The following is a 12,071-nucleotide window of genomic DNA, read 5'->3' on the forward strand; positions in this document are numbered from 1 at the left end:
CACCGCGTTGCGAACCGCGACTGGCAAGGAGCGGGCCACGGACGTCAGCGCATCCCGAACAGCGTCCCCCATGCCCCGCCAGCACACCGAAGCGGACGCGGCCGCTCACCCGACCCAGTCCCGGAGCGTAAGCGACGGGCTAAGCCGGGCGAAACCCCAGTCCCGGAGCGCAAGCGCCGGGCTACCCGAGTGTCATCAAGAAAGGGGACGCTCCTAATGGCCTCGCCAACCACCAGCCGCGACACCATCCTGAAAGCCATGCGGGCCAACGCCCCCAACCTCCGGCCCCTACCCGACCCGCCCCAAGCCATCACCTACCCGGACCCGCTGCAGCACTTCGCCGCAACGCTAGCCGGCGTAGGAGGCCGCTTCCTCAGAGCCGCCGGCGAAGCCGATCTCCAACTCCAACTCTCCAGCCTGGACGTCTACCAGGCCGCCAAACGCATCGCCTCCACCGTTCCTTCCCTCCCGGGCAACGTAAATCTGCAGGAATTGCAGAACCCCCACGAACTGGAAGGCATCGACCTGGCGATCCTGCCAGGTGACTTCGCCGTAGCCGAGAACGGAGCCGTCTGGGTACCCGGCACGAACCTCGGCCCGCAACGGGCGATCTTCGTCATCGCCCAGCACCTGGTGCTGGTCATCCAGGCAACCTCGGTCGTCCACAACATGCAGCAGGCCTACGAGAACCTGAACCTGCAACGCCCCGGCTTCGGAGTCTTCATCTCCGGCCCCTCTAAGACAGCCGACATCGAGCAATCCCTCGTCATCGGAGCCCACGGCGCCAGAAGCTGCACCGTCATAGCTCTCCCTTAGCCAGCCGGCGAACATCCGGCACCTGGGGCACGGCGCAAGCCAGCGCGAGCCACAAGCCGAACGGCGGCTGCAACGCCCCGTACCGCGCCCCCAGCCTTACCCCCGTCGTAGCCGCAGGCGAAGGCGGGGGCCCGCCGCAACCCAGTCACCACCCGCCCCCTATCCAATATCCATTCGCATTACCGCCCCATACGTAAGAGAATAGAATCCATGAGGTGGTTTCTCTTTTTGGTCGCGCTGGCTTCCGCTTCAGCCCAGCGCAAGCCCGAGCCCGGTTGCCAGTGGGTCCAGTGGGAAAGCGAAGATCTTGGCCTGCGCATGTCCGTCCAGAAGTGCGAAGGGCGCGCCGCCCGCGAATTCAAGGTTCTCAACAACAAGATCCGCCTGGTCCAACCCGGCCAGGAAGCCGCCATGGGCAGCGCCGTCATCGAGGTCTGGGAGAAACCAGCCCGGCAGAGCGTCCAGGAAGCCATCAACCGCCGCTTCTATCCCAAAATGACCTCGCGCCAGCAGATGGGCTGCGTCGTCACCGATGCCAACGAGAAATTCCCCCTGGGCGATGCCAACAAGGCCGTCTTCCAGATCACCCCCAACCCCCTCTATCAAAGGGAAGCCGATAAGATCCGCGAATCCGAGCCCGGCGCCGAAGTCTGCGGCCTCTACGGCGAACTCGACCAGAAACAGTACTTCGAATACCACCCGGCCGAATCCAAAATCCGCTATCTCTTCATCCGGCTGGGCAACGACAAGCCCATGTTCGACGAACGGTCCATCGAGCTCGCCGCCAAGTAGCACCGCACGCTGGCCGGGCAGGTGGTAGAATCCTGCACGAGTGAAAAGTCAGTGAAGCCCCTTTGCATCAGCCTGCTCATCCCCGTGGCGCTCTTCGCCGGCGCCACCGTCTATAACCCCCCGCACGGGGTCGAACAGGACAAGGTCTTTCAGGTCAAAGTGGCCGGCCAGTCCTCCTTTGTCTACAGTCTGCCCGTCGGCGGCATGACGTACTTCTCTTACTCTTCCTTCGCCCGCCGCGCCGACATCGAGATCACCGTCGCCCGGCCCGTCGAAACCGTCGCCATCCGGCCCAAGAGCCTCAACATCCGCCCCGTCGTCAACGGCAACGTCATCACCTTCCGCCTCGACCGCACTGCCCAGCTCAGCATCGAAATCAACGGCGACACCAAACACCCGCTGCTCCTCTTCGCCAACCCCCCGGAAAGCGCTCCGCCCAAACCCGGGCCTACCGGCGTTCACTATTTCGCCGCCGGCACCATCCACAATGTCGGACGCATCACCGTCACCAGCGGCCAGATCGTCTACATCGCCGGCGGAGCCATCGTGCGCGGCTCCATCTTCATGGATCAGGCCAAAGACGTCCACATCCTCGGCCGAGGAGTCCTCGACGGCAGTCTCTACAAACGCGGCGAAGCCCGCATGATCGAGGTCAACCGCTCCACCGGCGTCGACGTCGAAGGCATCATCATCACCAACAGCAAACACTGGACCATACCCGTCACCGCCTCCGACAAGGTCACCCTGCGCAACGTCAAACTCGTCAGCGACAACGACTGGGACGACGGCGTCGATATCGTCGGCAGTACCAACGTCACCGTTGACCAGTGCTTCATCCGCACCAAGGACGATTGCATCGCCATTAAGGCCGGCGTCGACTACTTCACCAAGTTCAACAACCAGCACGACGTCAGCAACGTCATCGTCAAACGCTCAGTCCTGTGGAACGGCGCCTGGGGCAACGGCCTCGAGATCGGTTTCGAAACGCGCGCCGCCAGCATCAGCGGCATCCGCTTCCTCGACAACGACCTCATTCACGTCGAAGGCCCCGAAGGGACGTTCACCATTCACAACGGCGATCGCGCCGTCATCTCCGACGTCATCTACGACAACTGCCGCGTCGAAGACTCGCACGGCCTCCTCGTCGACTTCAAAATCCTCAAGTCGCGTTACAGCAAGGACGAGCAGCGCGGTCAGATCCGCAACATCCAGTTCCGCCGCATCCGAGTCGATCACAAGGAAATTCCCTCGTTGTTACAAGGCTTTGACGCGAAGCACGCCATCGGTGGTGTAGTCTTTGAAGACGTAGTTGTCGATGGCCGCCGCTGGACTTCGCTGGTGGACGCCGGCATGAAGACCACGCACGCCGAAGAGATCGTTTTCAAATAGTCATCCGGGAGGCGCAACGCGGTGCCACTGAATCGCAGAATTTTCCTGATGGGCGCCGCGGCGGCCGCGCAGAAGATCTACGCCGCGGAGAAAATCTCGCTGGGCGTCATCGGCACCGGAGGCCGCGGCACCTTCGTCATGGGCGTCTTCCAGAAGGACCCGTCCCTGCGCGTCGGGGCCGTCTGCGACGTCTACGAACCCAACCTGGAACGGGCCCTCTCCGAGGCGTCCAAGGCCCAGGGCGGGGTGACCCCCAAAGCCTACCGCCACTACCGCCAGCTCCTCGACGACAAATCCCTCGATGCAGTCCTCATCGCTACCCCCGAGCACTGGCACCACCGCATGGTCCTCGACGCCCTGGCCGCCGGCAAGGACGTCTACGTCGAGAAGCCCCTCTGCCACACGCCCCAGCAGGGCGTCGAACTGGTGGAGGCCGAGAAGCGCTCGAAGAACATCGTCCAGGTGGGCATGCAGCGGCGCAGCTACGACCTCTATCAGGAGGGCCGCCGAGTCGTCGCCGCCGGCACCCTGGGCGACGTCCGCATGGTCCGTTCCTGGTGGCTGAACACCCAGCTCGGCGGTGAGAAGGTCACCAAACTGAAAGGTCCGCTCGACTGGGAGCAGTGGCTCGGCTCCACCGCGAAGCGCCCCCTGGATCCCGACATCTTCAGCCGCTGGCGCCTCTATGGCGAGTTCGCCGGAGGCATCGTAGCCGACCAGGGCGCCCACGTCTTCGACGGCATCCACATGCTGATGGGCGCCGGAGCCCCGCTCGCCGTCACCGCCGCCGCCGGCCGCCCCCACGCCGCCAGCGGCGACACCCCCGAATCCGTCGTCGTCACGGCCGAGTACCCCGAGGACTTCATCGGCGTCTTCACCATCAACTACGCCGCTATGCGCTACAAGAGCCGCTACGATCAGATGAACCACCTCGACGGCGGCAAAGCCCGCATGGACATCGGCCGCGAGGACTTCCGGGTCTTCGCCCAGGGCGGGGAAGAGACCCCCATCCTCGAGAAGCGCTCAGAGAAGGGCTTCGGCTGGGCCACCGATCTCCACGTCATGAACTTCCTCGACTGCGTCCGTACCCGTAAAGCCCCCGCCGCGCCCATGTGGCTCGGCTTTCAGGCGGCGCTCGTCGTCCAGCTCGCCAACCTGTCGCTCAAGAACGGCCGCCGTATGAAGTGGAACCGCGCAACCAGCCAGGTGGAGGTGTAACCATGCGACGCCGGACCCTCATCCTCTCAACCCTCGGAGCAGCCCTCGCCGGCCAGTCCAAGCCCATGCTGAAACTCCGCAAACGCGACGACGCCAAGCCCATCGAGTTCACTGAAGCCATCGACCCGCGCCACTCCGCCATCATCCTCTGCGACATGTGGGACCGGCATTGGTGCGAAGGCGCCAACGGCCGCGTCGCCCTCCTGGTCAAACGCACCGGACCACTGCTGGAGAAGGCCCGCGCCAGCGGCATGCTCATCATCCACGCGCCGTCGGACACCATGGACTTCTACACCGGCGCTCCGCAGCGCAAGGCCATGCAGGCTCTACCAAAAGTCGCCCCGCCCAAACCGCTCGACCTCAACGCACCCGCGCTGCCCATCGACGACACGGATGGCGGCTGCGACACCCCCGGCGACAAACAGCACAAAGCCTGGTCGCGCCAGCATGCCGGCATCGTCATCGCGCCCAACGACCTCATCTCCGACCAGGGTGGGGAAGTCTACAACGCGCTGCGGGCGCGCGGCATTCAGCGCCTGTTCGTCATGGGCGTCCACACCAACATGTGCATCCTCAATCGCACCTTCGCCATCAAGCAGATGTCGAAATGGGGCGTCCGCTGTGTCCTGCTGCGCGACATGACCGATGCCATGTACGATCCCCAGGACCGGCCCTTTGTCAGCCACGCGCGCGGCACGGAGCTCGTCATCGAGTACATCGAACGCAACTGGTGTCCCAGCACTACCTCGGCTGACCTCATGAAGGCCCTCGGCTGAGAGCTATACTCAGCCCAGAGGGACTGCATGGATCGACGCATCAACCGTAGGGATTGGCTCGCGACAGCTGCGGGCGCCACCGTGGCCACGCTCGCCTTCGGGGCGAAAGTGGCTGCCGCCGCCGAACGCACGAAATGGGGCATGCCCGGACTTTATCCGGGGCGTGTCATCGAAGTGAAGCATCCCGGCTCCATCGTCTCCGGCCAGTACCAGCCGGCCGTGATCAAAGAGATGATGCAGCGCGGCATGAAGGACCTTACCGGCGCCGCCGGTTGGCCCGATGCCTGGAAGCAGTTCGTCGAGCCCGGCGACGTCGTCGGCATCAAACTGAATCCCGTCGGACGCCCGCATTGCATGTCAGACGCCAGCGTCCTGCACGAGATCGTCGATGGCTTGAAGGCCGCCGGCATCAAGGCCCAGGACATCGTCGTCTACGACCGCTACCGCACCGAGTTCCTGGAAGCCGGCTTCGACAAGTGGCTGCCCGAAGGCGTCCGCTGGACCACCGCGGTGAATGGCGGCGATTCCATCCAACAGGACATCAAGGGCTATGATCCGGATCACTACATGGACATGGCGCTGGTGCTGCCCGGCCAGGACATCTCCAACGAGACCGCCCGCCGCTCCTATGCCGCCCTCTACATCACCAAACAGGTGAACAAGCTCATCAACCTCTGCCTGATCAAGGACCACCAGTCCGCCGGTGTCACCGTCGCGCTCAAGAACCTCTCGCACGGGCTCGTCAACAATGTGGCCCGCAGCCACGCCACCAAGTCGCTGAACGCCTGCGGCGCCTTCATCCCCGCCTCCGTCTCGATTCCCATGATCCGCAACAAGGCGGTGCTCCACATCTGCGACGGCATCAAGGGCGTCTATCACGGCGGACCCTTCGCCCGGCCCGAGTTCGTGTGGGAGCACAAGTCCATGTACTTCTCCACCGACCCCGTCTCGCTCGACCACATCGGCTGGGAGGTCATCGACGCCCAACGCGCCAAAGTCGGCAAGAAGCCGCTGGCCGACGACCTGCCCGACAAGTTCAGCACCTTCGTCCGCAAGCAGCCCGAGCACGTCGAGATTTGCGGAGCCATGGGCCTCGGCGTATGGGAGCGCGCGAAAATAGACTTGCGTAAAGTAACCCTGGGCTGATACAAGTCAGCGCATGGCCAATTCTCGCCGGAACTTTATAGCCGGTGGCGCCGCACTCGCCGTGCCCGCCGCCGCAGTAGCGCAAGACAAAGTCACGAAGAAGGTCCACTACAAGGGCGACAAGCCAAAGAAGCAGCCGCTGTTCTCAGGCGCCGTGTCCCTGGGCAACCTTCTCTTCATTGCCGGCAAGGGCGCGCACGTCCCCGGCGACATCAAGGTTCACACCAAGATCGTGCTGGATGAGATCGAGGCTGAATTGAAGAACGCCGGCTCCTCCATGGACAAGGTGCTGAAGTGCAACGTCTACATCAAGACGATGGCAGACTACGCCGGCATGAACGAGACCTTCCTCGGCCGCTTCGGCATGGAGCCGCCGGTGCGCACCACCATCGCGGCCGCCGACATCCCCGGCAACTCGCTGGTTGAGATCGACGTGATCGCCTATATCTAGGCGCTGGCTTTCTTAAGTATCTCGGCGACGCGGCGGGCCACCACCTCTGCGTCGCCCGGCTGCATCATCCACACCGTGAAGACGAGCATTTCCTTGTTCGTCATCGGGCACGCCTCAATCGACGGTGAACCGTCCCGCAGCTCTTTGAACACGTCCGGCGGAGCGATGCGGATTGCGCCCTGGTCCCATTTGATCTTCAGGTGCGGCGTGTGGTTCGCGATGGGCGGCACCTCCACCGAACACGACACGGTCTTGAACTTCTCCACCGCTTTCTGGATCGTCGCGACGCGCTTATCCCACTCGCGCCCCTCGGCTTCGTGATCACGCTGCATGAACGCTTCCAGCGCGACTAGCATCCCCACCATCTCTTCCTTGTTCACCTTCATGCCGCGCGAGATCGTGTCGCTGTTCGGCGAGGTGTTCATGCGGGCTGCCTCGATGAGATCCTTGCGGCCCAGCAGCAGGCCCGCGCTCTGCGGTCCGCAGATGCCTTTGCCGCCCGAGAACGTGACGAGGTCGAAGCCCAGCTTCGTGTACTTCTTCAGGTTGCTGACTGGGGGCACGTCCGCCGACGCATCGTTGAACGTGGGGATGTTGAGCTTCTTGCCCAGGCGCGCCCACTCTTCGGCATTGATGCGGCCGCGCGGCTCGGCATCGTTGAAGAACAGCATCATCGCCGACTGCGGCCCCGCCGCCTTCTCCAATTCCTCCGCGGTCTCGACCTCCACCAGCTTCACGCCACAGGCGCGCACAGCGTGGTCGTAGCCATAGCGGTGGCTCTTCTGCACCAGCACTTCGCCGGGCATGCCGGTCACATCCGGCAGGCGCTGGATCTTCGCGCGATCCTTGCCGGTGAGGCAGGCAGCGGTGCCGATGGTCAGAGCGCAGGCGGCGCCGGAGGTCACCATCGCGGCTTCGCATTCCAGCAGGCCCGCGATGCGCCTGCCCACGGCATCCTGCAGGTCGATCAGGTTCACATACTGGCGCGAGGCGGTGCGCATGGCCTCCATCACCTCGGGCGGCATCAGGGATGCCGTCAGGGCGGTATAGGTGCCGGCTGCGTTGATGAACGTACGGACGCCCAGCTCGGCGATCACATCGCGCTTCTTCGTTGCGGCCTTCAGGCCCGGCGCGAAAGGCAGGCTGCTGAGGACTCCTAGGAACGGTCTACGGCCAAACATGTCGATACCCTCCCGAATCGTTCCATCCTCCCACCTTCCGCGGCGCGTGCCAAGCGCGAGGGCTACTCCTGGCGCAGCGCCTCCATCGGGTCGAGCCGGGCCGCGCGGCGCGCCGGTCCATAGGCCGCCAGCAGCGCTACGGCCGCGATGGCCAGCATGCCCAGGCCGAGGGTCGTACCGGTGCTGCCGGCCACATCCGTCAGCAGCTTCACCGCCAGTTGCTTGCCCCACAGCACCGCGGGTACGCCGACTAGGATCCCGGCGGCGACGATGGTGGATGCCTCCAGCAGGATCGTTCGCGAGACCGATCCTGGCGTCGCGCCCAGCGTGATGCGGATGCCAATCTCGTTGGTGCGCCGCGTGACGGTGTAAGCCAGTTGCCCCCACAGCCCGATGCCCGCCAGCAGCGCGGCCAGCAGCGCGAAGAAGCCCGACAACGCGGCCATCATGCGTTCCGGCACAATGGACGAGTCGATCTGCTCGCTGAGCGTCGTGATCTTAGAGACTGGGATCGTGGGCGCCACGCCGTGCGCGATGCGCCGGACATCGCCTGCAATGCTGCCCGGCTCGACGCCCGTGCGCAGGACGAACGTCCCCGCAATGACACTGCCGTCCCGGAAGGCGGGCAAATAGATGGTACGCCGCCGCTCCTCACGGATCTCCATGTAGTTCGAATCCGAGACGACCCCAACGATCTCGTAGGTCGCCGGGTCGCGAGTGAGCGTGACGTGGTCCAGGGTGACGTGTTTGCCGATGGGGTTGCCGCCGGCAAAGTAGCGCCGGGCCAGCGTCTGGTTGATGATGGCGACGCGCGGCTGCGCCTGGTCGCCGAAGGAGAACTCACGCCCGGCCAGCAACTGGATGCCCAGCGTTTCAAAGCAGCGGGGCGCGGCCCAGGCGATGGAGATCCAGCGTTTGTCCTCCTCTCTTTCCTGGAAGCCCTCGAAGCTGCCGAAGCCCGACGCACCGGAGCCATGCAGCGGGCTGGGCCCGACGATCGAGGCGGAGCGCACGCCGGGGATGGAGTTCATGCGGTCGAACAGCTCGTGATATACGGCGGCTCGCTGCTGCGGCTTGTAGCCTGAACGCGACGGGTCCAGCGACACCAGCAGGACATGATCACGGCGGAAGCCGAGGTCCGCGCTCTTGAGCTTCGCCAGATGGGCGACGAAGAGAGCTCCAGTGCTGAGCAGGAACATGGACAGCGCCACCTGCGCGGCTACCAGGGCTCGACCGAAGACGCGGTGGAACCGTTTGCCGGAGGCCCGGCCAGACTGCCGCAGCGCGTCCGCCGGCACATGGCGGATGGCGCTGAAGGCGGGCGCGAGGCCGAACAGGAGCCCGCAGCAAACGGCGACGGCGATGCAGAAGATCAGCAGCGACACATCGGTCTGTACCAGAAGATGGATGCGCTCATGCGGGCGTCCGCTATCCATAATCCGCAGCAGCAACTGCGTCCCGAAGTAGGCGATGGCCAGCCCGCCCAGCGTTCCACAGCAGGAGAGCACCAGCGACTCGGTGAGCAACTGGCGCATCAGCCGCCCGGAGCTTGCGCCCAAGCCCAGCCGTAGCGCCATCTCCCGGGACCGCGCAGCCCCGCGGGCCAGCAGCAGCCCGCCCACGTTCACACAGGCCAGCAGCAGCAGTAAGCCGACGATCGCCATCAGCACGACTAGCTTCTGGCCGACTTTGTCCCTTACCCCGTTCAGCCCGGCCCTGGCCGGTTCCATTTCGAAACGCAACTGGCGGACCTGCGGATCCGGGCTGCTGCGAGCGCTCTCCGCGGCAACGCGCTCCTCGACCGTGAAGCGGAAGAGCAGCGTCATCTCGGCCCGCGCCTGCTGCAGCGTGATGCCGGGCTTCAGGCGGGCAATCAGATGGAGGTTGCCTTTGGGGTCCGACGGCAGCCAGAGAGCGGTTTGGGCATCGGCCCGCACACCACTGAATTGCGGCGGCGCGACGCCCACCACGGTGGCCAGCTTGTCGTTGACCTTGATCCGCTGGCCCAGCACACCAGGGTCCCGGTGGAAGCGCGTCGTCCACAGATCCCAACTGATGAGCGCGACCGCGCCATCCTGCTTCTGGGCGAGGTCCGCTTCGGAGATGGCACGGCCCAGGGCTGGCCGGACACCGAGAGTCTGGAAGTAGTTGCCGGCGACGAACTCGGCGACGCAGGTGAGGTCGTCCGTAGGGCCCGTGCTCAGCCGGGCGATGTTGTCGATGCCGAGGCCGGTGACCGCCGAGAACACATGGTTGTTGTCGCGGTAGTACTCGTAGCTGCGCGACGACCAGTAGCCGTTGCCGCGCGGCTCGCCCGGGTACTTCTGCAGCAGTTCGACCAGTTGCTCCGGCTGCTGGACAGGTAGCGCGCGCAGCAGGATGGAGTAGACGAGGCTGAAGATGGCGGTGTTTGCGCCAATGCCCAAGGCGAGCGACGCGATGATCACCGCGCTGATGCCGGGACTGCGGCGCATGCCGCGCAAGGCATAGCGGACATCTTGCAGGACATCCTCCAGCCAGCGCCAACCCCACATGTCGCGGGTCACCTCGCGGACCAGTGCCTCGTTGCCGAACTCGCGGCGGACGGCCAGTTCGGCTTCGTGCGGATCCTCCCCGCGCTCAATACGTTCCCGGACGGCCATGGCAAAGTGAGCCCGAATCTCCTCGTCGAGCTCGCTCTCCTGGCGCTTGCGTTGAAAGAGCAGCCACGGGTTCATGGACGGCTCCCTGTGAGGCAAACTAAGTCGGTCTTCATGGCTGTAGGCAGTCTACTGCCAAGCATGTAGGTTGTCTACAGCCTTTCGTGTAACAAACTCCGCTTACAGGGTGAGGCCGAAGAAGTCGCGGGCGTTGGCGAAGCAGATGTTGCGCGCCATGCCGCCGACCAGATCGAAGCTGTTGGGCAGAAGACCTTTCTCCATATCATCGCCCAGCAGGTTGCAGAGCGTACGGCGGAAGTACTCGTGCCGCGGGTAGGACATGAAGCTGCGCGAATCTGTCAGCATGCCAACAAAGCGGGACAGCAGGCCGCAGTTGGAGAGTGCGTTCATCTGCCATTCCATGGCCTCTTTCTGGTCGAGGAACCACCAGCCGCTGCCGAACTGCATCTTGCCGGCGACTGAGCCGTCCTGGAAGTTGCCGATCATGGTGGCGAACGCGTAGTTCCACGACGGGTTCAGGTTGTAGAGGATCGTCTTGGGCAGGGCGTTCTCCTGGTCGAGCGTGTCCAGGAACTTGCCGAGGGCATCCATCTGCGGCCAGTCGCCGATGGAGTCAAAGCCGGTATCAGGCCCCAGCTTGCCGAACAGGCGGGTGTTGTTGCTGCGGCGGGCCATCAGGTGCAGTTGCTTGGTCCAGCCCTTCTCGGCATCCAGGCGGCCGAAGAAGAGCATGAGGAACGACGCCCATTTCGCCTGGTCTTCGGGGGAGGCTGCCACGCAGGCGCGGGCCTGGTAGAAGATTTCGGTGGCTTCGGCCTGGGTGCAGGGCTCGGCGAAGGCGGCGTTGATGCCGTGATCGCTCAGGCGGCCGCCCATGGAGTGGAAGAAGTCGTGGCGCTGCTTCAACGCGTCGAGGAACGACGGCAGACCGTTGATGTCGGTGTTGGCCGCCTGCGAGAGCCGCCCCAGCCATTCATTGAATTGGACGGGCAGATGGACATTCATCGCCTTGTCGGGGCGGAAGGTGGGATAAACCTTGGTGGCGAGACCCGAGGTCGCGATCGCCTGGTGATCGGCCAGGTCGTCGGTGGGATCGTCGGTGGTGCAGACAGCCTTCACCTGGAAACGATCGAGGATGCCCCAGGCGCGCAGGCCGCCGGTGGCGAGCTGTTCATTGGCGCGTGCCCAGACGCTCTCGGCGTTCGACGCATCCAGCAGTTCGTCGATGCCGAAATAGCGTTTCAGTTCGAGGTGGGTCCAGTGATACAGAGGGTTGCGGAGCGTATCCGGGACGGTCCTGGCCCAAGCCAGGAACTTGTCCTTGGGCGAGGCGTCGCCAGTGACCAGGTCCTCGGGCACGCCGTTGGCCCGCATGGCACGCCACTTGTAGTGGTCGCCTTCCAGCCAGATCTCGAACAGGTTGGCGAACTGGCGGTTTTGCGCCACATCGCGCGGAGGCAGGTGGCAATGGTAGTCGAGGATGGGCTGATCCTGAGCGTACTCGTGGTACAGCTTGCGCGCGGAAGGAGAGGAGAGCAGGAAATCTTCGTGGATGAACGGCATGGAACCACCCGCCTTGTCGGGTCACCCGCAATTCTATCGCCTTACAGACATGTCAGTAAATGGCGAGCTGCTGCGGAGC

General features: G+C 64.4%; 10 protein-coding genes. 7 read left to right on the forward strand and 3 right to left on the reverse strand.

What is annotated here, in order from left to right:
• Nucleotides 1–216: 216 nt before the first annotated feature.
• The 7 genes from ACR9Y2_RS33100 (at nt 217) to ACR9Y2_RS33130 (ending at nt 6,588) form a co-directional block, all read left to right on the forward strand.
• Nucleotides 217–816 (forward strand): LutC/YkgG family protein, encoded by a 600-nt coding sequence (locus tag ACR9Y2_RS33100; RefSeq protein WP_435046159.1) that lies wholly within the window; start codon nt 217–219, stop codon nt 814–816.
• A gap of 210 nt (nt 817–1,026) precedes the next feature.
• Nucleotides 1,027–1,608: a hypothetical protein gene (locus ACR9Y2_RS33105; RefSeq protein WP_435046160.1), complete on the forward strand. Its 582-nt coding sequence runs from the start codon at nt 1,027–1,029 to the stop codon at nt 1,606–1,608.
• 51 nt (nt 1,609–1,659) lie between these two features.
• The gene (locus ACR9Y2_RS33110) at nt 1,660–2,997 is read left to right on the forward strand and encodes a glycosyl hydrolase family 28 protein (RefSeq protein WP_435046161.1); all 1,338 of its coding nucleotides are present in this window, start codon (nt 1,660–1,662) and stop codon (nt 2,995–2,997) included.
• A 21-nt stretch (nt 2,998–3,018) separates the two neighbouring features.
• On the forward strand, nt 3,019–4,215 hold the full coding sequence (locus tag ACR9Y2_RS33115; protein WP_435046162.1) for a Gfo/Idh/MocA family protein: 1,197 nt from the start codon (nt 3,019–3,021) through the stop codon (nt 4,213–4,215).
• Between the two features lie 2 nt (nt 4,216–4,217).
• Nucleotides 4,218–4,991, forward strand: a complete 774-nt coding sequence (locus tag ACR9Y2_RS33120; protein ID WP_435046163.1) for an isochorismatase family protein — start codon at nt 4,218–4,220, stop codon at nt 4,989–4,991.
• A gap of 27 nt (nt 4,992–5,018) precedes the next feature.
• A complete protein-coding gene (locus ACR9Y2_RS33125) occupies nt 5,019–6,137 on the forward strand; it encodes a DUF362 domain-containing protein (protein WP_435046164.1) in 1,119 nt (372 codons plus the stop codon).
• A gap of 13 nt (nt 6,138–6,150) precedes the next feature.
• The gene (locus ACR9Y2_RS33130; RefSeq protein WP_435046165.1) at nt 6,151–6,588 is read left to right on the forward strand and encodes a RidA family protein; all 438 of its coding nucleotides are present in this window, start codon (nt 6,151–6,153) and stop codon (nt 6,586–6,588) included.
• On the opposite strand, the gene ACR9Y2_RS33135 is transcribed toward ACR9Y2_RS33130, so the two are convergent.
• The 3 genes from ACR9Y2_RS33135 to uxaC form a co-directional block, all read right to left on the reverse strand.
• Entirely contained in the window at nt 6,585–7,769 is a 1,185-nt protein-coding gene (locus ACR9Y2_RS33135; RefSeq protein WP_435046166.1) for a selenocysteine synthase, read from the reverse strand. The two genes, ACR9Y2_RS33130 and ACR9Y2_RS33135, sit on opposite strands and share 4 nt — an antisense overlap.
• 62 nt (nt 7,770–7,831) lie before the next feature.
• Nucleotides 7,832–10,486 carry an ADOP family duplicated permease gene (locus tag ACR9Y2_RS33140; protein ID WP_435046167.1) on the reverse strand — a complete coding sequence of 885 codons (2,655 nt, stop codon included), beginning with the start codon at nt 10,484–10,486 and terminating at the stop codon, nt 7,832–7,834.
• A gap of 102 nt (nt 10,487–10,588) precedes the next feature.
• Nucleotides 10,589–11,992 (reverse strand): glucuronate isomerase, encoded by a 1,404-nt coding sequence (gene uxaC, locus ACR9Y2_RS33145; protein ID WP_435046168.1) that lies wholly within the window; start codon nt 11,990–11,992, stop codon nt 10,589–10,591.
• Nucleotides 11,993–12,071 lie beyond the last annotated feature (79 nt).

The organism is Paludibaculum fermentans (genome assembly GCF_051172195.1).
In the GTDB taxonomy this organism is placed as follows: Bacteria; Acidobacteriota; Terriglobia; order Bryobacterales; family Bryobacteraceae; genus Paludibaculum; species Paludibaculum fermentans_A.

Excerpts from the sequence above, each read along its gene's own strand:
- ACR9Y2_RS33135 (WP_435046166.1), bottom strand. The coding sequence starts at position 7,769 with ATGTTTGGCCGTAGACCGTTCCTAGGAGTCCTCAGCAGCCTGCCTTTC.
- ACR9Y2_RS33100 (WP_435046159.1), top strand. The coding sequence starts at position 217 with ATGGCCTCGCCAACCACCAGCCGCGACACCATCCTGAAAGCCATGCGG.
- uxaC (WP_435046168.1), bottom strand. The coding sequence starts at position 11,992 with ATGCCGTTCATCCACGAAGATTTCCTGCTCTCCTCTCCTTCCGCGCGC.
- ACR9Y2_RS33140 (WP_435046167.1), bottom strand. The coding sequence starts at position 10,486 with ATGAACCCGTGGCTGCTCTTTCAACGCAAGCGCCAGGAGAGCGAGCTC.
- ACR9Y2_RS33125 (WP_435046164.1), top strand. The coding sequence starts at position 5,019 with ATGGATCGACGCATCAACCGTAGGGATTGGCTCGCGACAGCTGCGGGC.
- ACR9Y2_RS33105 (WP_435046160.1), top strand. The coding sequence starts at position 1,027 with ATGAGGTGGTTTCTCTTTTTGGTCGCGCTGGCTTCCGCTTCAGCCCAG.
- ACR9Y2_RS33130 (WP_435046165.1), top strand. The coding sequence starts at position 6,151 with ATGGCCAATTCTCGCCGGAACTTTATAGCCGGTGGCGCCGCACTCGCC.
- ACR9Y2_RS33120 (WP_435046163.1), top strand. The coding sequence starts at position 4,218 with ATGCGACGCCGGACCCTCATCCTCTCAACCCTCGGAGCAGCCCTCGCC.